This is a genomic window from Streptomyces sp. NPDC088124, from assembly GCF_040685895.1.
Lineage (GTDB): Bacteria > Actinomycetota > Actinomycetes > Streptomycetales > Streptomycetaceae > Streptomyces.
In genome coordinates, this window is the sequence record NZ_JBFBJB010000023.1 from 116,127 (window position 1) to 137,395 (window position 21,269).

Annotated in this window: 17 protein-coding genes and 3 pseudogenes; 6 read left to right on the top strand and 14 right to left on the bottom strand. The window is 69.3% G+C overall.

Annotated features, from left to right (window positions below; translation table 11 throughout):
* Nucleotides 1-170 precede the first annotated feature (170 nt).
* The 6 genes from AB0P17_RS20560 to AB0P17_RS20585 form a co-directional block, all read right to left on the bottom strand.
* Nucleotides 171-1,064: a hypothetical protein gene (locus AB0P17_RS20560; RefSeq protein WP_365812887.1), complete on the bottom strand. Its 894-nt coding sequence runs from the start codon at nucleotides 1,062-1,064 to the stop codon at nucleotides 171-173.
* A 340-nt stretch (nucleotides 1,065-1,404) separates the two neighbouring features.
* A complete protein-coding gene (locus AB0P17_RS20565) occupies nucleotides 1,405-2,055 on the bottom strand; it encodes a VTT domain-containing protein (protein WP_365812889.1) in 651 nt (216 codons plus the stop codon).
* A 146-nt stretch (nucleotides 2,056-2,201) separates the two neighbouring features.
* Nucleotides 2,202-2,648 (bottom strand): DoxX family protein, encoded by a 447-nt coding sequence (locus tag AB0P17_RS20570; RefSeq protein ID WP_365812891.1) that lies wholly within the window; start codon nucleotides 2,646-2,648, stop codon nucleotides 2,202-2,204.
* 82 nt (nucleotides 2,649-2,730) lie between these two features.
* A complete protein-coding gene (locus tag AB0P17_RS20575; RefSeq protein WP_365812893.1) occupies nucleotides 2,731-4,785 on the bottom strand; it encodes an FAD/NAD(P)-binding protein in 2,055 nt (684 codons plus the stop codon).
* Between the two features lie 306 nt (nucleotides 4,786-5,091).
* Complete coding sequence (locus tag AB0P17_RS20580) at nucleotides 5,092-6,768, bottom strand: alkaline phosphatase D family protein (RefSeq protein ID WP_365812895.1); 1,677 nt, start codon at nucleotides 6,766-6,768, stop codon at nucleotides 5,092-5,094.
* A gap of 118 nt (nucleotides 6,769-6,886) precedes the next feature.
* Nucleotides 6,887-7,540 carry an HNH endonuclease family protein gene (locus AB0P17_RS20585; RefSeq protein ID WP_365812897.1) on the bottom strand — a complete coding sequence of 218 codons (654 nt, stop codon included), beginning with the start codon at nucleotides 7,538-7,540 and terminating at the stop codon, nucleotides 6,887-6,889.
* Nucleotides 7,541-7,814: 274 nt separating this feature from the next.
* On the opposite strand from AB0P17_RS20585, the gene AB0P17_RS20590 reads away from it, so the two are divergent.
* Together AB0P17_RS20590 and AB0P17_RS20595 are read left to right on the top strand one after the other, a co-directional pair.
* Nucleotides 7,815-8,552 carry an ABC transporter permease gene (locus AB0P17_RS20590; RefSeq protein WP_365812899.1) on the top strand — a complete coding sequence of 246 codons (738 nt, stop codon included), beginning with the start codon at nucleotides 7,815-7,817 and terminating at the stop codon, nucleotides 8,550-8,552.
* Between the two features lie 509 nt (nucleotides 8,553-9,061).
* Complete coding sequence (locus AB0P17_RS20595; RefSeq protein ID WP_365812901.1) at nucleotides 9,062-10,909, top strand: ABC transporter ATP-binding protein; 1,848 nt, start codon at nucleotides 9,062-9,064, stop codon at nucleotides 10,907-10,909.
* On the opposite strand, the gene AB0P17_RS20600 is transcribed toward AB0P17_RS20595, so the two are convergent.
* Nucleotides 10,868-11,617, bottom strand: a complete 750-nt coding sequence (locus AB0P17_RS20600; RefSeq protein ID WP_365812903.1) for a transposase family protein — start codon at nucleotides 11,615-11,617, stop codon at nucleotides 10,868-10,870. The genes AB0P17_RS20595 and AB0P17_RS20600 overlap by 42 nt on opposite strands.
* A 249-nt stretch (nucleotides 11,618-11,866) precedes the next feature.
* The gene (locus AB0P17_RS20605) at nucleotides 11,867-12,304 is read right to left on the bottom strand and encodes a hypothetical protein (RefSeq protein ID WP_365812905.1); all 438 of its coding nucleotides are present in this window, start codon (nucleotides 12,302-12,304) and stop codon (nucleotides 11,867-11,869) included.
* A 239-nt stretch (nucleotides 12,305-12,543) separates the two neighbouring features.
* Here AB0P17_RS20605 and AB0P17_RS20610 point away from each other — a divergent pair, with 239 nt between their 5' ends.
* Both AB0P17_RS20610 and AB0P17_RS20615 read left to right on the top strand, forming a co-directional pair.
* The gene (locus AB0P17_RS20610; RefSeq protein ID WP_365812907.1) at nucleotides 12,544-13,350 is read left to right on the top strand and encodes an SDR family oxidoreductase; all 807 of its coding nucleotides are present in this window, start codon (nucleotides 12,544-12,546) and stop codon (nucleotides 13,348-13,350) included.
* Between the two features lie 36 nt (nucleotides 13,351-13,386).
* Entirely contained in the window at nucleotides 13,387-14,271 is an 885-nt protein-coding gene (locus tag AB0P17_RS20615; protein ID WP_365812909.1) for a helix-turn-helix transcriptional regulator, read from the top strand.
* A 272-nt stretch (nucleotides 14,272-14,543) separates the two neighbouring features.
* Here AB0P17_RS20615 and AB0P17_RS20620 read toward each other — a convergent pair.
* The 4 genes and pseudogenes from AB0P17_RS20620 to AB0P17_RS20635 all read right to left on the bottom strand — a co-directional run.
* Nucleotides 14,544-14,699, bottom strand: a pseudogene (locus tag AB0P17_RS20620) (IS701 family transposase); the annotation flags it as partial.
* Between the two features lie 166 nt (nucleotides 14,700-14,865).
* Nucleotides 14,866-15,414, bottom strand: coding sequence for a peptide deformylase (gene def / locus AB0P17_RS20625; RefSeq protein ID WP_365812911.1), 549 nt, complete (start codon nucleotides 15,412-15,414; stop codon nucleotides 14,866-14,868).
* Between the two features lie 196 nt (nucleotides 15,415-15,610).
* Nucleotides 15,611-16,789: pseudogene (locus AB0P17_RS20630) on the bottom strand (IS3 family transposase).
* Between the two features lie 352 nt (nucleotides 16,790-17,141).
* Nucleotides 17,142-18,101, bottom strand: coding sequence for an NADP-dependent oxidoreductase (locus tag AB0P17_RS20635; RefSeq protein WP_365812913.1), 960 nt, complete (start codon nucleotides 18,099-18,101; stop codon nucleotides 17,142-17,144).
* A gap of 152 nt (nucleotides 18,102-18,253) precedes the next feature.
* On the opposite strand from AB0P17_RS20635, the gene AB0P17_RS20640 reads away from it, so the two are divergent.
* Nucleotides 18,254-19,096: a helix-turn-helix transcriptional regulator gene (locus AB0P17_RS20640; protein WP_365812948.1), complete on the top strand. Its 843-nt coding sequence runs from the start codon at nucleotides 18,254-18,256 to the stop codon at nucleotides 19,094-19,096.
* A 731-nt stretch (nucleotides 19,097-19,827) separates the two neighbouring features.
* On the opposite strand, the gene AB0P17_RS20645 is transcribed toward AB0P17_RS20640, so the two are convergent.
* Nucleotides 19,828-20,364 (bottom strand): NUDIX hydrolase family protein, encoded by a 537-nt coding sequence (locus tag AB0P17_RS20645; RefSeq protein ID WP_365812914.1) that lies wholly within the window; start codon nucleotides 20,362-20,364, stop codon nucleotides 19,828-19,830.
* A 189-nt stretch (nucleotides 20,365-20,553) separates the two neighbouring features.
* Here AB0P17_RS20645 and AB0P17_RS20650 point away from each other — a divergent pair.
* Nucleotides 20,554-20,654, top strand: a pseudogene (locus tag AB0P17_RS20650) (cobalt-precorrin-6A reductase); the annotation flags it as partial.
* A 28-nt stretch (nucleotides 20,655-20,682) separates the two neighbouring features.
* Here the strand turns inward: AB0P17_RS20650 and AB0P17_RS20655 are convergent.
* A complete protein-coding gene (locus AB0P17_RS20655) occupies nucleotides 20,683-21,258 on the bottom strand; it encodes a hypothetical protein (protein WP_365812950.1) in 576 nt (191 codons plus the stop codon).
* Nucleotides 21,259-21,269 lie beyond the last annotated feature (11 nt).

The following is a 21,269-nucleotide window of genomic DNA, read 5'->3' on the forward strand; positions in this document are numbered from 1 at the left end:
GATACGTGGGCCTGCTCCACCTCGACCTGCGCTACGACACCCTGGTTCAACCGCGGCAAAGCCGTACTCCTCTCGACTCGGCCCTCCACTATGCAGATGAATATCCATGAAAGTAAGGCTTGGCCTACTTGTCCGCATCGGCCGCCCGGGCCCGGTCCGCCAGACAGGCCCTAGCGGCCGAGGGCCTGTCGCACGGTCAGGTTGTGGTACTTCCGCAGCCGGTACAGTTCCCAGCACGACAGCGCCGTCACCGACACCGGAGCGCCGAGCAGGAACACGATCCGGGCAAGGACCGGAACCTCGGCGTTCTCGTTGTTGATCACGTCGAGGGTGGTCACCACCCATGCCATCAGGGTGGCGAGAATCGGCGGCAGCACCTCGTGGATGTCGGCGGTGCGGAACACGTGCAGGAGGCAGAGCGCGATCCCGTACAGGGCGAAGCCCACCGACCACGCGCAGAGGGTGTAGAGGAAGACCACGCCGGGGGTCCCGATGGCATCACGGAAGCCGGCGGTTTCCGGGTCGGGCGCGACGGCGAGGGGGAACGTGGCCATGGATCCCATCAGAGCCGCCACCGCCCCGAAGGACTTCAGGGACCGACGCAGGTAGAGCCCGCGCAGCGCCCCCTGCGCGGCGAACGTGAACAGGGCGATCACGAACGGGAAGGCGCACACGAGGACGAGTGTGCTGATCCAGCTCTGGTTGAACTTGTCGCCCGCGACGGTCTCGACGCCCTTGGCGGTGTCGACCGGCTTGTACGACATGACCAGCACGAGCCAGGCGGCGATGCCGAGCCCGGTCCGCCACATCTGGATTCTGCGCACCGTCAGGTCCTCGACGGCGCCCGGGCGCGAGGGGCGGAAGGCCCGCTGCGCGGCGTAGAACGGGTTGTAGACGCACTTGAGGATCCGCTGCCGGCGCGTCAGCGGTGGCCGGGGCGGTGGAGGGAACGGAGGCCGCGGGCCCCCGCCGTGCGGCTGTGGCGGGATCGGGCCCCAGCCCGGCGGATGGCCCGGGTACCCCTGCGGCGGCACGGGCGCGGGCCGCGGCGGGTAGGGCCCCACACCGGGACCGCCGGGGTACGGGCGGTGTCCGGCCCCGGGGGAGGGGTGAGGAGCGGGACCCGGGCCCGGCTGCCCACCGGGTCCAGGTCCGGGTCCGCCCGTCCGGCCCCAGCGACCATTGCCGTTCGTACTCATTCCGTGCGCCCCCGATGTTTTGGTCCGTGCCGTGCGCGGCGCGGCTCGAACCACCCGCTCGGCGTGCGGGAGCCTACCTGTCGCGGAAGCGGGGAAGCGCACGTTCCGGGACCGGGCCGGGCACCGATGGGTAACGACCTGGGGTGCGGCAGGGAGCGGCAGGGTTCCTCCGGCGGAGCTGATCCGTGGTGCATCCGCGCGGGCCCTAAGCGGTGGCCGGGCTCCCGCCGGCACCCGGGCGGCGTATCACGTACGCGGCCAGCGAGCCCGCCGCGAACAGCGCCAGGACGGAGAGGGCCACACCGACCCAGGTCGAGCCGAGCCACTGCGCGCCGAAGTAGCCGAGCCCCGCGCTGTACCCCGTCCAGGCCACGCCGGCCAGCGCCGACCACGGCAGGAACTCCTTCACCTTGCGGTGCGCGGCGCCCGCGCCCAGCGAGACCACCGAGCGTCCCGCGGGCGCGAAGCGGGCGATGACCACCAGGAGGCCGCCGCCCCCGCCGAGCGCGCTGCCGAGCCGTTCCTGCGCGGTGGTGAGCCGGCGCGAGCGGGCGATGGCCCGGCCGAGCCGGTCCCCGCCGCGCCGCCCGAGCCGGAACGCGACCAGGTCGCCGAGGACGGACGCGGTGAACGCGCAGAGCATCAGCAGGATCAACGACGGGACTTCCTGCGGCACTTGGGACACCTTCCCGGCCGCGCCCGCGACCGTCGTGGACCCCGCCGCCGCGGCCGTGGCCGCCGTGATGACCAGCACACCGCTGGGCAGCACGGGCAGGAACACGTCCAGCAGTACGGAGAGGGCCACGACGGCGTAGATCCATGGGCTGCCGGTCAGCGACCCCAGACTCTCCAGCACTCTTCCGACTCCCCGCCCGTCCCGTCGCAGCGCGTTGATGTCGCATGGAGGGCGGCAGCGGCTGCTGAGCCACACAGCGTACGCGTGTGCGGTACGGAGCGTTCGTCCGGGGCGGCATGTCGGCGCCCCGGACTCAACCGGTTCGGTCAGGCGGCGACCTTCGCTCGCTCGCCGTGCCGCTCCTCCTCGGACGCGGTGGCCGAGCCACGCGACGGGAGCAACCGGTCCAGGGCGAAGGCGCCGGGGCCCATGAAGACGATCAGCAGGAACGACCAGCAGAACATGACGGACAGTTCGCCCTTGTTCGCGATGGGGAAGAGCCCGTCGGGCTGGTGGACCGTGAAGTACGCGTACGCCATGGCACCGGACGCGATGAAGGCGGCGGTACGGCTGCCGAGCCCCAGCAGCACCAGCGCACCGCCGACGAGTTCGATGACGGCGGCGAACCAGCCGGGCCAGGTGCCGGCGGCGACCGTCTCGCGCGAGAAGGCACCGAAGAGCGAACCGGCGCCGTGGCAGGTGAAGAGCAGTCCGACCACGATCCGGAACAGGCCCAGGACGTAGGGCTGCGCGGTGTTCAGACGAGTGAGCATGGGGGGTTGTACTCCTTCGGTCTGGGTCTGGACCGCGCGTGTGGGGGGCGGGGTCTGGACCGACGAGTGACGTCCCGCAACGTTAGGCAGGCCTCATCATGCTTGCAAGTTCAACATTCTGTCGGGGATCAATTCGCGTCGTGTGTGGCGCGCTGTCGCTGGTCGCGGCCCGCAAGATGGCACGTGCAACCGCGTCCGTGTCCGAGAGCATGACCGAGTCGACCCCCGGTCTGGCGCCCGCGGCGGTCACCCAGTGCACACCCTCCGTGGGGACGCCGAGGGCGAACCTCCTTGGGTGTACGCCCCCTTGGCGATCTATCAGACGGTATGGCCGCCGTGTTACGTCCATCCCACCCGTCTCGTAACCGTCGAGTGTGTGTGGCCGGCACTGACCGGTCTTCAGCAACCGGGAGAGCAGTGGGTCACAGCTCCGCCGCAGATCCGGTTCCGGCAGCCGCGCCTCGACGAGCGTGGTGGCCCGGACGGCGGAACCCGGTATGTCGGGGGACTCGGCGAGGAAGGCGCCGTCCACCGCCCGTACGGTCGTCCGCGGGCCGATCACATCCAGCACGCCCGCCTCGACCAGGGCGGCCATCTCCTCGATGCGGCGGCGCGGCGGCCCGATGGAGAGGAACGCGTTCAGCGGCGTGTACCAGCGGTCGAGGTGGTCGCGACGGGAGACGCCGGAGAGACCGGCGTGGTCCACGATCAGCCGCAGTTCGTTGCGGAGATCGCGCAGGACGTCCAGCGCGGCCTTGACCGGGCCGGCGACATTGCCGAGCGCCGCCTCGGCCGCGTCCCTCCGCAGATGGGCCAGGAGCCAGGCGCGGTGGTCCGCCGGGTCGCGGAAGGTCTCGTCGGCGCCCGGACGCGAGATCCGCTCCCACGACCAGCGGTCGGCGGCGGCGATCCCGGCGTCGTCCAGGACGGCGGCCTCCTCCGGACTGCCGCCCGGCGCGGACAGGAACCGGTCCAGCAGGGAGCCGGGCCCGGCGCCCGGACCGGGCCCGGCGGCCGGCCCCGGAGCCGGCCGCCGGAGGGCGGCACCGTAGAAGACGGCCTCGACCTCCTTGGCGACCAGGGGCCATATCTCCCGGCGGAAGTCCGGCGGATCGCCCGCGTCCGCGCGCTTGCGGAACATCGCGATCACGTCCGGCGTCAGCATCAGCGGCTCGTGCCGGCCCGAGGGCCCCTTCTCGTTGTCGCCACGCGCCTGGTACGGCACCCCGCGGCGGGACCCGGCGTACAACTGCGGCTCGCGCCCCGACGGGTGGTATACGAGAACGTCCCCCGCGTCCCGCGCGAAGATCCCGCCGCGGCCGGCCGTCAGCAGCGCCATGTGGTCGAAGAAATTCAACCCGAGCCCGCGCAGCAGGACCGGCTCGCCCGGAGCGATCCCGGACAGATCGAGATCGGCCGGATTGGCCGGCGGCAGATATCGCAGCCGGTGACGGACGGCGAACTCCGCCAGCGTTGCCTGGGTCTGACCGGAAACCACCGGAAGATGACCCTGCGCGAGCACCACCGCACAGAGACCGGAAATCGTCGTGCCATCGTCGAGCGTGAGACTCTGCGTCGGCCGGTCCGGGGCGTACGCACCGGGCACACCGGTCACAACGGGTGCAACGCGGGCGGCCCCGGGGGCGGTCCGCCCGCCGGCGCCGGCGCCGGCCCCTTCGACGGCGTCGTCATCCAGTCGCACCGCACGCGCCCGGTGCACCACGGCCGTCACATTGCCGGGCGCGCCCTCCACGGTCGTACGGAACGCCCACTCCAGGTAGCGGCCGTACGCGGCCCGGCTCGGATAGTCGTCGGGGCCGAGCCGCTCGGCGGGGCGGCCCGCCGCCCACTCGTACAGGCTCGGCCCCGGGCGTATCGGTCCCGCGCACTCCACGCTCTCGTCGGTGAAGACGGTCACCTGCGAGGCCACTGTGTTCATCAGCAGCTCGGCGGACTGGTCGGTACGCCAGACCCGGCCCGCGCCCGGCGGCGCGGGGTCGACGAGATGCACGGTCAGCGCCACGTCCGGCGCCAGTTCGGGCACGGACGCGCAGAGTCTCTCCAGGACGGAGGTGCCACGGGGGCCGACGCCGACGACGGCGAGAGAACGGTGCGGGTACTGCCGTGCATCGGACAAAGCTGTGACTCCCGGGGCATGGGGGGTGCGGGGAAGTGGATGGTCCGCAACATCATGCCGTTGCAGTGAGATGAGTTCGAACCCTTGGGTGAAGGATCACGTCCTGTGGGAATGATCACGCGAAGGGTACTCACATCCCAATGGGCGGATAGTGTGGGGAATTTGAAGGGATAGTGCGGAGATCGCGCATCGCGGACGCACATCGCGGACGCACATCGCGGACGCGGACGGCGCCGTTGAGTCCGTCGGCAGCCCGGCAGCCCGGCAGCCCGGCAGCCCGGCAGCCCACGACGATCGCCCCCCGGGTCAGGGTGTCAAGGCCCGCTCCGTCACCACCACCAGCTCCGCCCCCTGTCCGTCGCCCGCCGTGCGGGCCCGTTCCAGGGTGAGCCCGGCCGTACGGCCGCGCAGGGTGAGCGTCATCAGCTGGTTGCCGAACCACGGCCCGCCCGTCCTGCGCCAGGAGACCCCCGGCTTCGCGACCCGGCCGTGCCGGGCCACGGCGCGCCCCAGCCACCGCCCCGCACGGCTCCAGCCGAACCGGAAGCCGAGCCGTATGACGGCCGGGACGGAGTTGTGCACGGGGGAGCAGGTGAGCTGCAGGACCCGGGCGCCCGGTCCCGTACCGCTCCGCCAGGACGGCTCGGCGACATAGGCGTGGTGCACGTCCCCGGAGAGCACGCACACGGTGGCCGGCCCCTCGTCCCCGCCGCCCGCCTCCGCTATCAACGCGGCCAGCTCCTCGAAGGAGTCGGGGAAGGCGGCCCAGTGCTCCAGGTCCGCCGCCCTGCGCAGCCGCTCACCGAAGCGCGCCCAGCGCGGCCCGCGTTCACCCCGGCAGAGCGCGGCGTCCCAGGACTCCACGTCATGGATGAAGGGCGGCAGCAGCCAGGGCAGCGACGTGCCGATGAGGAGATGGTCGTACGCGCCCCGGTCGGCCAGTGCCTGCTCCCGCACCCAGCGCGCCTCGTCCTCGTCGAGCATCGCGCGCCGCCGCTCGTCCAGGACGCGGGCGGCGCGCGAGTCGACCATCATCAGCCGGGTCCGGCCGAAGTCGCGCCGGTAGCTCCAGCGCACGCCCGCCGGTTCCCGGTCCGCCTCGGCGGCGAACGCCCGCAGCAGCTCGGTGGCGTCGGGCGCCGCGCGGACGGCCGCGTACATCTCGTCGGCGGCGAGTTCGGCGGGGGAGAGGTTGCCGAGGTGCTGGTAGACCCAGTACGACATCAGCCCGCCGAGCACCCGCTCCTGCCACCACGGCAGCTCCCGCATCTCGGCGAGCCAGGAGGCGCTGGTGTTCCAGTCGTCGACCAGATCGTGATCGTCGAAGATCATGCAACTGGGCACGGTGGAGAGCAGCCACCGTACGTCCGGGTCCGTCCAGGACTCGTCGTAGAGATGGGTGTACTCCTCGTAGTCCGCGACCTCCGCGCCCGGCGCCTCGCTCAGGTCCCGGCGCGCGGCCAGTCTGCGCCGGGTCGCCTTCGACGTCTCGTCCGCGTACACCTGGTCGCCCAGGAGCAGCAGGACATCGGGGCGGGGCGCGGCGGGGTCGGCGGCGAGGCGGGTGGCCAGGGTGTCGAGCGCGTCGGGGCCGACCGGATCGGGCTCACCGTGCGGGGGCGACGCCCAGCGGCAGGAGCCGAAGGCGACACGCAGTGCGGCGGGCGGGGCACCGGCTTCCGAGGAGGGTGGCGCCGGGGTACGGATCGTGCTCGGCGGGAACCGGTTGTTCTCGGGCGGCCAGACCCGCCGACCGTCGAAGAACACCTCGTACGGGGTTTCGGTGCCGGGGGTGAGGCCGGTCACCGGGATCAACGCGTAGTGGTGGCCCGCGACATGAAACGTACGGGAGCTGCCGCCCGCCCCGTCGGCGCACCGTACCTCGGCGCCGGCCGGCCGGTCCGCCTCGACCCAGACGGTCGCCGTCCCGGCGCCCTCCCCGTCGACGTACCGCAGCAGTGGTCCCACGCGCAGACCGGTCACAGGTGTCCTCTCCACTGTCCTCGCCCGTCCCCCGTCGCCCCGTACGGTACGGAAGCACCGTACGGAACGACGGAGGGGGTGGGGGGAGAGGTTGGCCGGCGGCCGGGTCGGCCGTGGCTCAGCAGCCGCTCAGGGCGTTGGTGAGCGCGGTCTTCTCGGCGGAGTCCACCTTGAGGTTGTAGTAGTACTTCACCTGGACCCAGGCACGGACGTACGTGCACTTGTACGAGGCCAGGGGCGGCATCCAGTTGGCCGGGTCCTTGTCGCCCTTGGACTGGTTCACGTTGTCCGTGACGGCGATGAGCTGCGGGCGGGTCAGGTCGTTGGCGAACGCCTGGCGCTGGGCGGTGGTCCAGCTGCTGGCGCCCGACTTCCACGCCTCGGAGAGCGGCACCATGTGGTCGATGTCGACGTCGGAGGCGGCGCTCCAGGTGGCGCCGTCGTACGGGGAGTACCACTTGCCGCTGGTGGCGGCACAGGAGGAGTCCTGGACGACGTTGGTGCCGTCGCGCTTGAGGACGACCTCGCGGGTGTTGCAGGTGCCGGACTGGGTGATCCAGTGGGGGAACAGGTCGCGGCTGTAACCGCTGGAGGAACCTTCCGCCTGCACGGTCAGCGAGCTGAGGTACGTACGGGCCGTGGCGGCGCTGACCGGCGTGGGCATGGCGGCCTGCGCGGCGGGGGCGGTGAGCAGGGTGGTGGCGCCGGCGATGGCGGTCGTCGCCGCGAGAACGGCGATGCGGCGCATTCGACGCGCGTAGACACCAGACATGCGAACTCCCTTGGAGTGGGGGGAACCTGTGGAACCGGAGATGACGCTGCGGAGCTGAGAGCTGGGCCGGATGGATGGCCGAGTGGGGGCTCGGCCGGTGAGCCCGGTGGCCATCGTGGCGTCGGTGGGTTTCCGGGAGGTGGGCTTCAGGTAACAGGGTGACGACATGGACACGTCACATCAAGGGGTTGGCGTGATCCGGTTGTTTCTGATGGAAAAACAATTCGGGCCTAAGGGGGCAAAGTTGACGTAAGGCGGCGGCTAGGATGGGCACGTGCTGCTGCGGGTCGATATCACGTTCGGAGTCGTGCTCGGTCTGCTGCTGATCGCCGCAGTGGCCGTGGCCGGACTCGCCCGGCTCGGGCGCGCCCGCGAGATCGGCGTCGCCGGAGTGCGGGCCGCGCTCCAACTCGGCGCGGTCTCCCTGGTGATCGGCTGGGTGATCGGCTCCGTGCCGCCGCTGGTCGGCTTTATCGTCCTGATGTACGCCGTCGCCGTACGGACCGCCGGGCGCCGCGTCACCCCGAACCGCACCTGGTGGTGGGCCGCCCTGCCGATCGGGGTGGGGGTGGCGCCGGTGATGGCGGTGCTGCTGCTCACCGGGGTCGTCCCCGCCAAGGGCATCGCACTCATCCCCACGACGGGCATCCTCATCGGCGGCGCGCTCACCGCGACGGTCCTCGGCGGACGCCGGGCGCTCGACGAACTCCACGCGCGGCGCGGCGAGGTCGAGGCGGGCATGGCGCTCGGACTGCTCGACCGCGAGGCGCGGATGGAGGTGGCGAGACCGGCCGCGTCGGACGCGCTGCTGCCGGGGCTCGACCAGACGCGGACGGTGGGGCTCGTCACGCTGCCGGGGGCGTTCGTGGGGATGCTGCTGGGCGGCGCGTCACCGGTGCTGGCGGGCGCGGTCCAGCTCTTCGTGCTGGTCGCGCTGCTGGCGGTGCAGGCGGTGGCGGTGGCCGTGGTGCTGGAACTGGTGGCGCGGGGGCGGCTGAACCGGGACGGGTGACGCTCCGGGGCGAGTGTCTGGGGGTGACCGGGCTCCGGCTGCTTCACGGAGACTTCACGGTGACCTTCGAGGAGCTGCCGGGCGGTGGGGTTCGACCGGTGGGGGGGTGAGTGGGGCCGGAATGCGCACGACCTGCTGATCGATACGGCCGGAATTGACTTTCGTGTCTCTTCGGATGTGCTTGCCTTCAGGTAGGAGCCAACCGTGTTGATCAGGAAAGCGGAAGCCATGGGACGGGCGAAGCGGCCCCCGAATTCGTCATCGAGGCCCGAGAGCCGGTCGGTCATGGCCGATACCGCCTCGACCTCGGACCGGCCGATGCGCCGTTGCGGGTCGGTCTGCCGGAATGGACCCAATGTTGTGAAGCGAACCCAGAGGGTTTGAATCGCGCCAATGCGACGTCGCGTGCATCTCCGCGGCCGACAAAAATGCTTGGACGTCGTGGGTGTCGTCACGAGAAACTGCCGTTCTCGCGGCGCTTTCGACGTGCGAGTACCGGAAGGCGGGGGATGGCATCTCCTGAATCGCACGACGCGATGCCGGGCAAGGGCTCGGTGCTCCTCGCACTTCGTTACTACCGACGGGAACTGGTCCGGCTCCGGCGGCTGGCGGTTCCCGGGATGCTGCTGCCGGCGCTGGGCAACATCGGCCTCTTCTACATCGCGCCGCTGGTCGTCGCGAAGCTCGTCGGCGGCATCGCCGACGATGCCGGTGCCACCGCCGGCTCAGCACTGCCGTACGTCTTGGGCTTCGCCGGCGTCCTGCTGCTCGCCGAGGCGCTGTGGCGCGTCGGCCTGCACTGTCTGAACCGGCTCGAAACCCGCGGCATCGAGCATCTGTATGTGATCGGCATGGACGAGCTGTTCGCCAAGGACGCGGCGTTCTTCCACGACAACTTCGCCGGCTCGCTGACCAAGCGGGTCCTGAGCTTCGCCGCCCGCTTCGAGCAGTTCGTCGACACGCTGACGTTCTCGGTCATGGCCAACTTCGTGCCGCTGCTGTTCGGGGCGGTGGTGCTGTGGCGCTACGAACCACTGCTCGTTGTCGGACTCCTGGTGATGATCGCGGTGACGGGGCTGTGCGTGGTGCCCCTCATCCGTCGTCGCCAGGCGCTTGTCGCGCAGCGCGAGCGGGCGGTCGCCCGGGTGTCGGGCCATGTCGCCGACAGCCTGATGAACATGGACACGGTCCGGGCGTTCGCCGCCGAGGACCGCGAGGCCGCGGAGCACCGCTCCCGTGTGGCGGAGTCGCAGCGGCTCATGCTGAGGTCGTGGGACTACGGCAATCTGCGCATCGACACCCTGGTCGCGCCGATGTCCGTGCTGACCAACGTACTGGGCCTGCTGCTGGCGGTCACGCTCGGCGGGGGCGCGCACGGCGTGGAGGCGGTCGTGGTCGCCTTCACGTACTACACCAACGCGACGCGGATCATGTTCGAGTTCAACCAGATCTACCGTCGTATGGAGAGCGCGATGACGGAGGCCGCGCAGTTCACCGAACTGCTGCTCGTGCCGCCGACCGTGCTCGACCCCGTGGCGCCGGAGCCGTTGCGGCCCCGGGGAGCTGACGTCCGCTTCGAGACGGTGACCTTCGCCCACGTCGGCGCGGAGCCGCTCTTCAAGGCTCTCGACCTGGCTGTGCCCAGCGGGGCGAAGATCGGTCTCGTCGGCCGGTCCGGCGGAGGCAAGACCACACTCTCCCGGCTGCTGCTGCGGATGACGGACATCGACGCCGGACGGATCCTGATCGGCGGCCAGGACATCAGCAAGCTGCGCCAGGCCGACCTGCGCAGCCTGATCGCGTACGTCCCCCAGGAACCCGCGATGTTCCACCGCACGCTGCGGGACAACATCGCGTTCGCCCGGCCGGAGGCCACCGACGCCGAGATCCGCCGCGCCGCCGCGGCGGCGCACGTCACGGAGTTCGCCGAAGCGCTGCCGGACGGTTTCGGCACCATGGTGGGCGAGCGTGGCGTCAAACTGTCCGGCGGACAGCGTCAGCGGGTCGCCCTCGCCAGGGCGATCCTTCGCGACGCGCCGATCCTGCTGCTCGACGAGGCCACCAGCGCCCTGGACTCCGAGAGTGAACTCCTCGTCCAGGAGGCGCTGTGGCGGCTCATGGAGGGGCGGACGGCCCTGGTGGTGGCGCACCGGCTGAGCACCGTCGCCACTATGGACCACCTCGTCGTCCTCGACCGGGGACGGATCATCGAGCAGGGGACGCACCACCAGCTGCTCGCGTCGGACGGCGCGTACGCGAAGCTGTGGCGGCACCAGTCGGGTGGCTTCCTCGATGACAGCTCCGTCAGTGAGCTTTCAGCGTTGCCGCTCCAGGGTGAGGACGGCGGCGGCGATTGACGTCATTCGATTCGGGCTGCACCGAGCTCTGCGGAAGATCCGCCATGCCTTCAGCCGCGCGATGCCGCGCTCGACCGGTGCCCGGGCTGAGGACAGCGCACGGTTGACGGTCTGTTGGGTGGGCGTGAGGACACGGCCCGGCGGACGTCTGAGGGCTGTCGTCACCCACGAGCTGGCCCCGATGTAGGCGCGGTCGGCCAGGACCGGGAGGCCCTGGCGTTCGCAGATCCGGATGATCCGGTGGGTGCGGGCCGCAGTGAGGTCGTGCGTGCGGCCGGGCAGTGCGGGCGAGATCCACAGCAGTTGCCCGGCCGGGTCGGTCACGACCTGCACGTTCACCCAGGGCCGGCGGTGTTTGTGGGAGAAGTCGGCTCGGCTGTCGCCGACCCGGTCGCACTCCGCGAGAGTGCCGTCCAGCAGGACGAAGTCGGGATCGGCCTCGCGCAGGGCGCGCAGCAGGCCGGGCGCGCGGTCGGCCAGCAGGTCGACGACGGCTGCTACGTAGGCGTGGGCGGTGCCGACGGAAATACCGAAGCCGACCGCGAGCTGGGCGAGGGTGTCAAGTCGGCGGAGGTACACCAGGCCGACCAGCGCACGCTGGTGCGGCGGGAGCTTGCAGCGGCGGTCGCCCTCCCGGGTGACGATGAGTAGGGTGACCCACTCGCTCAGGGCATGAGGCAGGTCGAGTGCGGCAGGACAGGGAAGCAACAGGGCTCCTGAGCCAATGAGCTGAGACGTCGAACACCTCCCTCAACGGCACAGGAGCCTTGTCTGTTGCGGACGTCGACGTCATCACCCGATCAGCGGCCATGCTGAAAGGGCTCAGGGAGCGTCAGAGGACCGGCGGTGCATGCACCGTGCTGAACAGCTGGGTGAAGTCCTCGCTCCAGGGCCAGCGCTCGGGCAGGTGCAGGGTGAGGCGGCGGGCGGAGCGGGCCGGGCGAGCGGACACGTTGATCAGGCGGTCACGGATGGTGGCGGTGGTCGCCCTGGCATGGAACGCGGAGGCCAGGGCACCGGCGGCGCGTGGCGGACCATCGCACCGTGCCGCAGCCGGTCCATGTCGTCGATGCTGTCGGCGCCCGCGGCCATGCCGCCCGTCAGCGACATCGGTTTCGCCGCAGGGAAGGCGCCGGTGCCGTCCTTCGAGGCGGACAGCCGGACGCGCTCCCCGGCCGGCGCGGGCAGACCGCACCGCTCGGCCAGCCGCACCACCGGCTCCAGCCCGCCGTACGCGATCAGGTTCGGATCATCGAACGCGGATGAGACGGCCGCCGCGGCAGGGGGAAGATTGCATCTCGGAAGTGCCTTGCCGATCGTGCCTGATGTGGTCCTAGAGGAAACCCCATCATCGCAGGTCGCAAGGCAGCACTTCTTCGTTTCTGGGTGAACCATCCACGGGCATCAAGCCGGGGTGATCCGGACTCAGCGCACCAGGCAAGGGGGGGGTCTGACAGTACCTGTATCACCAGGGTCTCCCCGACGTCCCAAACGCCTGTCAACCTGGTTGAGTCGAAGGCGCCGACAAAACTCCATGGATACGCAATGCAGCTTTACCCTCATCATTCAATTCAGCTGCCCCGAATACGCGACCGTGTCGGCGCATTCTTTTACGACAGAAGGGACGGAGACCAATGGCGGACAACCAGTTCACCACTCACACAGAACTTTTCGATCTGAGGGGAAAGTACGCCCTTGTCACTGGCGGCACCAGAGGAATTGGGATGATGATAGCGCGCGGCCTTCTCCAGGCGGGCGCCCGCGTCGTCATCAGCTCACGCAACGCAGACACGTGCGCGGAGGCACAGCGTCTACTGTCCGAATTCGGCGAGGTTCGAGCAATCCCCGCCGACCTGTCCAGGCACGACGAGTGTCAGCGCCTCGCTGATCTTGTCCAGGCCGACTCGGAACGCCTGGACATCCTTGTCAACAACGCGGGAGCGATGTGGCGCGAGCCGCTGGCGACGTTCCCGGACGAGGCCTGGGACGCAGTGCTCGACCTCAACCTCAAGTCGCCGTTCTGGCTCGTGCAGGCGCTGCTTCCCGCACTTCGCAGGGCGGGCACCGCCGATGATCCCGCGCGGATCATCAACATCGGCAGCATCGCCGCCATCCACGTCGCCCCGTCGCCCAACTACTCGTACGCCAGCAGCAAAGCGGCACTCCATCAACTCACCAGGGTACTTGCCAAGGAGCTGGGCCCACAGCACGTCACGGTGAACGCGGTAGCACCGGGAGTGTTCCCGTCGCAGATGATGGACTCCACGCTCGATGCCATCGGCGACACGATCGTGGCGTCGGCCCCTCTGCGCCGGCTCGGCCGCGACGACGACATGGCGGGTGCCGCTGTGTTTCTCGCCAGCCGGGCTGGGTCCTACCTCACGGGCGCCATCATCCCGGTGGACGGCGGTACCGCAACGACCGCATCGAGTATCCATTAAACTGCGGGACGGGCTTACGGTGAGGAGATAACCGCGATGGATCTACGCACCGATATCCGGGAGTTTCTCAGCTCGCGTCGCGCCCGCATCGCACCCGAGCGGGCGGGCCTGCCCGCTTACGGCGGCAACCGTCGGGTCAAAGGTCTGCGCCGCGAGGAGGTAGCGCTGCTGACGGGGGTGTCGGTCGACTACTACGTGCGCATGGAGCGCGGCAGCCTCGCCGGTGCCTCCGACGGCGTGCTCGACGCGTTGGCCTCTGCCTTGCAGCTCGACGAGGCCGAGCGCGACCACCTGTTCCACCTCGCGCGCCAGTCCAGGGCGCCCAGCGGCCCACGCCGGCGCAGGCCTGCCGTGGCGGTGCGCTCGACGCTGCAGCAGGTGCTCGACGCGATCTCCGATGCGCCGGCCTGGATCGGTAACGGCCGTTATGACGTGCTCGCCATGAATCAACTCGCTCGCGCGCTGTATTCACCGGTGCTGGCCGACCCGCGACGGCCCGCGAACACAGCGCGGTTCGTCTATCTGAACCCCGCGACGGCCAGAGATTTCTTTGTCGACTACGACCAAGTTACCGGTGGCGTGGCCGCGAAGCTACGCATGGAAGCCGGCCGCAATCCGCACGACGAGGAGTTGATCGCTCTGGTCGGCGAACTGTCGACGTGCAGTGAGCTATTTCGGCAGCGGTGGGCATCTCAGGACGTGCGGCTGCACCGGTCCGGGCGCAAGCGTATGCACCACCCGATCGTGGGCCAGCTCGACTTGGACGTCGAATCCCTGGAACTGCCCGCCGAACCCGGCCTGCACCTCAACGTCTACACCGCACCCGCGGGCACACCGACCGCTGACAATTTGGCGCTCCTGGCGTCGTGGGCGGCCACCCAGCAGACGCTGGCGACCGAGCTCGAAGCACACAACGGATAGTCCAACCCCTTCAGCCGTACCAGGGTCCGTCTCCCCGGCCGGCGCGGGCAGACCGCACCGCTCGGCCAGCCGCACCACCGGCTCCAGCCCGCCGTACGCGATCAGGTTCGGATCATCGAACGCGGATGAGACCGCCGCCGCGGCAGGGGAAGATTGCATCCCGGAAGTGCCTTGCCGATCGTGCCTGATGTGGTCCTAGTACTCCAGTGCGGTTTCGTGATCTATCCAGCGGGTTCGCTGGTGGTTCGTCGTCGGTAGTGGCTGCGGCGGGCACAGTTCTTCCGTTCGACGCCCGACAGCAGCCCGAGCAGGTAAGCGCGGGCCGCAGCCCGAGGCTCAACTCGCCCGAACCTGCCCGCGATCCGGGCCATGACCTGGTCGAACATCCCCCGCCAGCGGGCAGGGTCTACGCTATGGCCCGCGGCCACCGCACGATCTTCGTTTGTCCACACACCAACCGATGATCACGCGGTGGCCGCACCCGTTCCCAACCGGGATGGGGCGCGGCGGCACCAGGAGGTGCGGACGTTCACCCTCATGTCGCCGGAGTGCGGAAAGCGACGCTGGGACGCTTTCCGCACAGTCGGCCGCACTTTACTGGTGCGGTGAGTTTTTGATCTTTGTCATGAGACTCTCGTCGAACCAGTCGGCCGCGCGCAGCGTGGCAATCCACCGCTCCTGTTGCTCAGGGGTCAGCCTGTCGATGAACAGCACACCGTCCAGGTGATCGGTCTCGTGCTGGATGCAGCGGGCCAGGATCCCGTCCCCGACGACCTGGACCGGGTCGCCCTTCATGGTGAAGCCTTTCGCCACAACGTTCATCCGACGCTTGGTGTCAAGGAAGACGCCAGGTATGGACAGGCATCCCTCCATACCGTCCTGTTCCTCCTTGTCCGGGAAGTCCAAGACGGGATTGACCAGATGGTCCAGATCGCCGCGACCGTCGAACAGCTTGGGGCTCCAGACGAACACCCGGAGCCCGACACCGAGCTGGGGCGCGGCAAGCCCGGCCCCTCTGCTGTCGCTCAGCGTCTCGCGCAGATCGCCGACTAGGGTGTGCAGCTCAGCATCGAAGTCGGTCACCGGCTTGGCAGGCTCCCGCAGAACCGGGTCACCGAGTTTCCTGATCGAGACAACCGTCATGCGAACCTCTTCTTCTCGAACGGACACCATCCGTGTCCGACCACTGTCACTGGCCTCACAATAGGCATGCCAGACTCGCCGTTGCCCACCCCTGCGAAGGCAGGCTTCCATGCCGGCCCGCTCAATCCACAGCCACGCAAGGACAATACTTTGAGGGGCGCCTCGCGTTTCCCGGACAGGCTTCTGACCGTTCATTTCACGCGGCGATTCGCAACTTCTCGTACTCGGGGTGGACTTCACGCGGAGGGCGGTAACCCACGGCCGAGTGGAGACGTTTGCGATTGTACCAGAATTCGATGTAGCGAGTGATGTCCTGCCGGGCGGCCTCGCGGGTCAGGTAAGTCATCCTCGATACGCGCTCGTTCTTCAGAGCGCCGAAGAATGATTCGCCATGGCGTTGTCGAAACAGATCCCGGTGCGACCGGAAGGCCTGCGGAGTCCGAACCCGTCGAGCGTCTTCCCGAACTCGGCCGACATGTAGTTACTTCCGCGGGCGGAGTGAAATATCACACCGGCCGAGAGCTACCTGTTCCGTGCCGCGTTGCGAATTGCCCTGGATATCAGTGGGGTTTGATAGTGGTCGTCCATCGCATGACCGATGACTTCCTTCGTGCAGCAGTCGATGACCGTTGCGAGGTACAGCCAGCCTTCCGCGGTCGCGATATAAGTAATGTCGCCGACGAGCTTTTTGCCGGGCGCGTCCGCAGCGGCGTCGCGGCCGACGAGGTCCGGCACCTCGCCGGCCGCAGCCCGAGTGAGGCTGAACCTCTTCGGCCGTCGCAGGCAGGGCACCAGGCCCAGTTTGTGCATGAGGCGGCGGACCAGCTCCACGCCTGCGGCAACGCCCCAGCGGTGCAGCTGAGCCTGGATGCGCCGGTGCCCGTAGGTGCTGTCGGACATGTCGAAGGCTTTCTCGATGAGCAATTTGAGTTCTTCACGCCGCTGAGCTGTCGCGGATTCCGGGCGGGATCTCCAGTCGTAGTAGCCGGATCTGGAGACGCCGAGCCGGCCGCACATGAACTCGACACTGTATGCGTACTTCTCGGTGTCGAGCCGCATCTCGTCGATGAACTCGTACTTGCTTGCTACCGGGGATCCTTCGCGAAGTACGCTGCGGCTTTTTTCAGGAAGGTAACTTCCATCTCCAGCTCACGGTTGCGTCGTTCGAGTTCCTTCAGGCGCGCCCGCTCGTTCACCTTCAGTTCCGCATCGGGGCCGGTTCCTGCTGCTTCTGATACTTTTTCACCCAGCTGCGTAGCGTCTCCGAGTTCAGCTCAAGCTCCCGGGCGACTTCGGAGATCGTCTTGCTGGACCTCAATGCGATCTGGACGGCTTCCTCGCGGAACTCCGGCGAGTACTGACTGTGTGGCGCCACTTCTTCCTCGTTTCCTTGTTCAGGACAACGCTATTGGGTGCCTGTCCGGAAACTTCGTGGCCCCTCACCCGTACCGGCTGCGCCAACCGCGTACAGGCCGCAGTCCTCGCGCACGACGCCGGGCTGCCCACCGACCGTTGAGCCAGGACATCCACCGCACACACGGACAGGGCGAAACAGACCGGACTCCGACCCATGTCAGTGAGATACCCGTACTGTCGATGGCGTTGATCGCCGCTGCCCGACACCGACCGGCCGGCAGCGGTCGTCCCGCGTAGCGGCCCGGTTCGTGACCACCGACGCCCTGACCGTGGCGTCGGAGCGCGCACCACACTCGGTTGACAGGGCTCCGTCAGAGGAAGCTGCGCGGAACGGTCACCACGTGCTTGCCCGCGACGCCGCCGCGCTCGAACGCCTGGTGCGCGGCGGCGATGTCCGCGAGCGGGTACACGCTGTCGATCACCGGGCGCAGCGCACCCGACGTGACATGGCCGGCCACGTCACGCAGGACGGGGGTCTCGGGGTTGGCACTGAAGGTGCGGATACGGCGAGTGCAGTGCACGCTGGAGGCGACGATCGCGGCCAGCGCCGACGGGGACAGTCCGACGGTGACCATCCGGCCGTCCTTGGCCAACCGGCCGCGGTAGCAGTGTAGTTCCTTGCCGACGGTGTCGACGATGACGTCGAACGGCCCGATCTGCTCCGCGGTTGTGGTGCGGTAGTCCAGGACCTCGTCGGCGCCGAGGTCGGTCAGGAGCTCGGCGTGGCGATCGCGTGCCAGCGCGGTGACGTGACCGCCCATGGCGTGCGCCAACTGCACGGCGGCCGTGCCGACTCCGCCGGCTGCGCCCCGCACCAGGACCCGTTCCCCGCCCGTGAGGTGCACGCTGTCGCGCAGCGCGATGAGCGCTGTAGCACCGGCGACCACCAGAGAAGCCGCCTCGACCGACGAGAGGTCCGCCGGGGCGTGCGAGATACGGCTCGCAGGAACCACGGCATATTCGGCCGCCCCGGCGAGGGAGTGCCGCTGCCGGGGATGCACCATGCCCCACACGCGGTCCCCGACCCGATAGCCCTCGACACCGGTACCGGTCGCGGCGACGGTGCCCGCGAAGTCGAGTCCCACGCCGATCGGGAAGCGACGCCCCGTTACCATCTTCAACTCTCCCGAGCGGACGCTCACATCGTGCCCATTCACGCTGGTCGCCTCGACCGACACCAACACCTCACCCGCACCGGGAGCAGGGCACTCGACGTCGTTGACCCGCAGGACGTCCGCTGTACCGAAACCCGTGATCTGAACGGCCTTCATGTCGCTGTTCCTTCCGTGACCGGCTGTGGTGGATCCGATGCTGGACCCCGCGCGCGACATCGCGGTCGTTCTCCTTTTCCTGGGTCTGGCAGACCCACCCTTGCGGGCCGCACCGACGGCATACTGGCGTCGTGACCGACTCCTCCCACGCCATGAGCGACGATCCCCGGCGAGAACTCGCCGACTTCCTGCGCACCCGTCGAACTCGGCTGCGGCCAAAGGATGTTGGACTGGAGCCTGGCCCGAGGCGGCGTGTCGCCGGGCTGCGGCGCGAGGAGTTGGCCCTGCTGGCGGGGGTGAGTTCGGACTACTACCAGCGCATGGAGCAGGGACGCGACGTCCGGCCCTCCGAACAGGTCCTGGACGCCCTCGCGCACGCCCTGAACTTCTCCGCCGAGGAGACCCGGCATCTGCACAGCCTCGCCGCCGCCGCACGTAATCCGGCCCGCCCGCCGCGTCCGTACGAGCCGGAGGAGGTGCCGGACACCACGCTACGACTCCTGCGCGGCATGACTTCGCCCGCTCTGGTCGTCGGGCGTTTCCTGGACGTGCTGGCCTGGAACCCGCTCGGCCGTGCCGTGCTGGGCGAGTTCACCCGACAGCCGCAGAAGGAGCGCAACCTGCTGGCTCTGTTCCTGCACCCGGAGGCCGACCGTGCCTGCCCGAACCGGGCGGCCACCGTCGCCGAACTGATCGGGATGCTGCGAACCCAGGTCGCCGCCGATCCCGGCCACCCGCGCGCGGTCGAGCTGGTGGGTGAACTCGCCGTCCGCAGCGACGAGTTCGCGGCGCTGTGGGCCCTCCACGACGTCGAGGAACCCACCCGCGGCCAGATGCGCCTCAACCATCCTCAGGTCGGCGAACTGAACCTGGACTGGGACGCCTACCCGATACCGGGCAACCCCGGCCCCGCGCTCATGGTCTGCACCGCCGCCGAAGGCAGCCCCGACGCCGAACGACTCCAACAGCTCGCCGCACTGTCGGGCGCCCCCTGATCCACTGGGCGGTGTGCACCGTGAGGTCGCAGGTCACGGGTCTTGTGTGGATTGCGAGTCGGGTACTCGTGACGGCCGTCGGTCGATGACCATGGCGTATATGCAACAGACCCGAGGTTCGCGACTCGCGGGTTCCCCGACCGCGGAATGGCCATCCAGATGAGCGAGTGAGGCGGCTTCGTGCAGCGAAGGGTGGTTTTGCCCGGTTTTGCCGGATGGGTGCCACCGCCGGCCGTAGCACTTCGTCTCCGCCCCTGCCCGGGCGGTCATGCGTACGCTCACATGCCCACGCCAACTCCTCCGCCGACGCGTGAAGAACTCCCGTAACTCCCGTTCCGAGATCGGCCTCTTGAACCTCGGATACGCCGTCCGCTCCAGCGACGCCACACCAACCGCCTCCCGCCCGACCGACTGACGTCAATCGCCGCCGCCGTCCTCACCCTGGAGCGGCAACGCTGAAAAGGCTCAGTGGCATCCCCGTAGGCGGCAGCTCGGTCAGTGACAGTCCGGTAGGCGGCATCCCCGTGGACGGCACCCGCGCACGGGCCGACCCGCACTGAACGCGAAGCCGGGCGGCAGCCCGTGCGCCGCCGCCCGGCCCGCCCGCTCTCGGGCCGGCCCCTGTCCGCCGTGTACTTCGCCTCCGGGCGCCTGCTCGACCACGAAGGCCGTCGCGTCGCGGTCGTACCGCTCCGGTGTCCGGAGGGACGGGTACGGGGGCCGGTGCCAGTTCAGGACAGGCAGCCCACATGGGCGAGGGCCTGCTTGAGGAGGACTCCCTGGCCGCCCGGCATCTCGTCCTGGACCAGGGGGTCCGCGGCCTCCTGAGGGCTGAACCAGACCAGGTCGAGGGCATCCTGACGGGGTCGGCAGTCGCCGGTCACCGGCACGATGTAGGCGAGGGCCACGGCATGCTGACGGGGATCGTGGAAAGGGGTGATCCCCTGCGTCGGGAAGTACTCGGCGACGGTGAAGGGCTGGAGCGAGGCCGGGATCAGGGGCAGGGCCACCGGGCCGAGGTCCTTCTCCAGATGGCGCAGCAGGGCGTCGCGGACCCGCTCGTGGTGCTGCACCCGGCCCGAGACGAGGGTACGGCTGACCGTCCCGTCCGGCCCGATGCGGAGCAGCAGTCCGATGCTGGTGACTTCGCCGCTGTCGTCGACTCGTACGGGCACGGCCTCGACGTACAGGATCGGCATCTGGGCGCGTGCCTGTTCGAGATCGTCGGGGCTGAGCCAGCCCGGCGTGGTTTCGGTCATGTCAGACATTGAATGATCGTACTTTCGCCGGGTCCCGCTTTTCGCGCACAGCGCTCCACGTCACACATGACCCGCACCGGCTGTGCGATCGCCGTTCGACGCGGGTCCGACGAGGTGGCCCTTTCGTGTGCATCGTGAGCTCTCTGCTCGACCGGACGCTCCGGGCAGGAGGGCGGCATGACGTGTACGCGGGTCGGCCTGACCGGGACGCACTTCCTCGTACGGTCCGTGGAGGCCCCCCCGAACCGCCGCTGCCTCCTCACACCGAGGTACTGTCGGCGCGCGACCCGTTCACGGTCGACGGCGGTAACGGGGACCGGGCTCCGGCTACTTCACGCAGACTTCATGGTGACGTTCGAGGAGTTGCCGGGCGGCGGGGTTCGACCGGTGGGGGGCGAGCAGGGCCGGAATGCGCGCGACCTGCTGATCGATGCGCCCGGAGTGGATGGCGGGATAGCCGTCCAGTACCTTTCCCCAGGTCGCGCACGCTGCTTCCAGATGGCCCATTTGTAGCTGCCGCTCGGCGAGTAGGGAACTGAAAATCAACCCAGATCGCTGCTTGTCACTGGAATCGCGCAGCCGGAAATGGTCGTGGAGGGATTCGACGCTGCCCTTCACGTCGCCCAGCGCATGCCTGACCTCCGAGGTCGAGTACGCCAGTGTCGCCGAACTGAACCCCCCGAACGTGCCGAGCTGGCTTTCCGCCTGATTCACCGCGCGCTCCGTCTCGCGGATGCTGTTCAGTGCGTTCGTGCGCTCCCCGGCCAGAGCGTACGCGTGTGCCTGCTGGCCCGCCATGAACGCGCGCATGCGCGGGCCGGACTCGGGTGAGGCTTCGGCGGCGGCGTTGGCGAGCCGTACGGCCGGCGTGCCGTGGCCGAGGTTGGCGGCCTGGACCGACATGCCGCGCAGGA

Bases quoted from the DNA above. Each gene is read 5' to 3' on its own strand.
- AB0P17_RS20570 (WP_365812891.1), bottom strand. From the start codon at position 2,648: ATGCTCACTCGTCTGAACACCGCGCAGCCCTACGTCCTGGGCCTGTTC.
- AB0P17_RS20585 (WP_365812897.1), bottom strand. From the start codon at position 7,540: ATGTCTGGTGTCTACGCGCGTCGAATGCGCCGCATCGCCGTTCTCGCG.
- AB0P17_RS20595 (WP_365812901.1), top strand. From the start codon at position 9,062: ATGGCATCTCCTGAATCGCACGACGCGATGCCGGGCAAGGGCTCGGTG.
- AB0P17_RS20605 (WP_365812905.1), bottom strand. From the start codon at position 12,304: ATGGTTCACCCAGAAACGAAGAAGTGCTGCCTTGCGACCTGCGATGAT.
- AB0P17_RS20610 (WP_365812907.1), top strand. From the start codon at position 12,544: ATGGCGGACAACCAGTTCACCACTCACACAGAACTTTTCGATCTGAGG.
- AB0P17_RS20615 (WP_365812909.1), top strand. From the start codon at position 13,387: ATGGATCTACGCACCGATATCCGGGAGTTTCTCAGCTCGCGTCGCGCC.
- def (WP_365812911.1), bottom strand. From the start codon at position 15,414: ATGACGGTTGTCTCGATCAGGAAACTCGGTGACCCGGTTCTGCGGGAG.
- AB0P17_RS20635 (WP_365812913.1), bottom strand. From the start codon at position 18,101: ATGAAGGCCGTTCAGATCACGGGTTTCGGTACAGCGGACGTCCTGCGG.
- AB0P17_RS20640 (WP_365812948.1), top strand. From the start codon at position 18,254: ATGAGCGACGATCCCCGGCGAGAACTCGCCGACTTCCTGCGCACCCGT.
- AB0P17_RS20645 (WP_365812914.1), bottom strand. From the start codon at position 20,364: ATGTCTGACATGACCGAAACCACGCCGGGCTGGCTCAGCCCCGACGAT.
- AB0P17_RS20655 (WP_365812950.1), bottom strand. From the start codon at position 21,258: ATGTCGGTCCAGGCCGCCAACCTCGGCCACGGCACGCCGGCCGTACGG.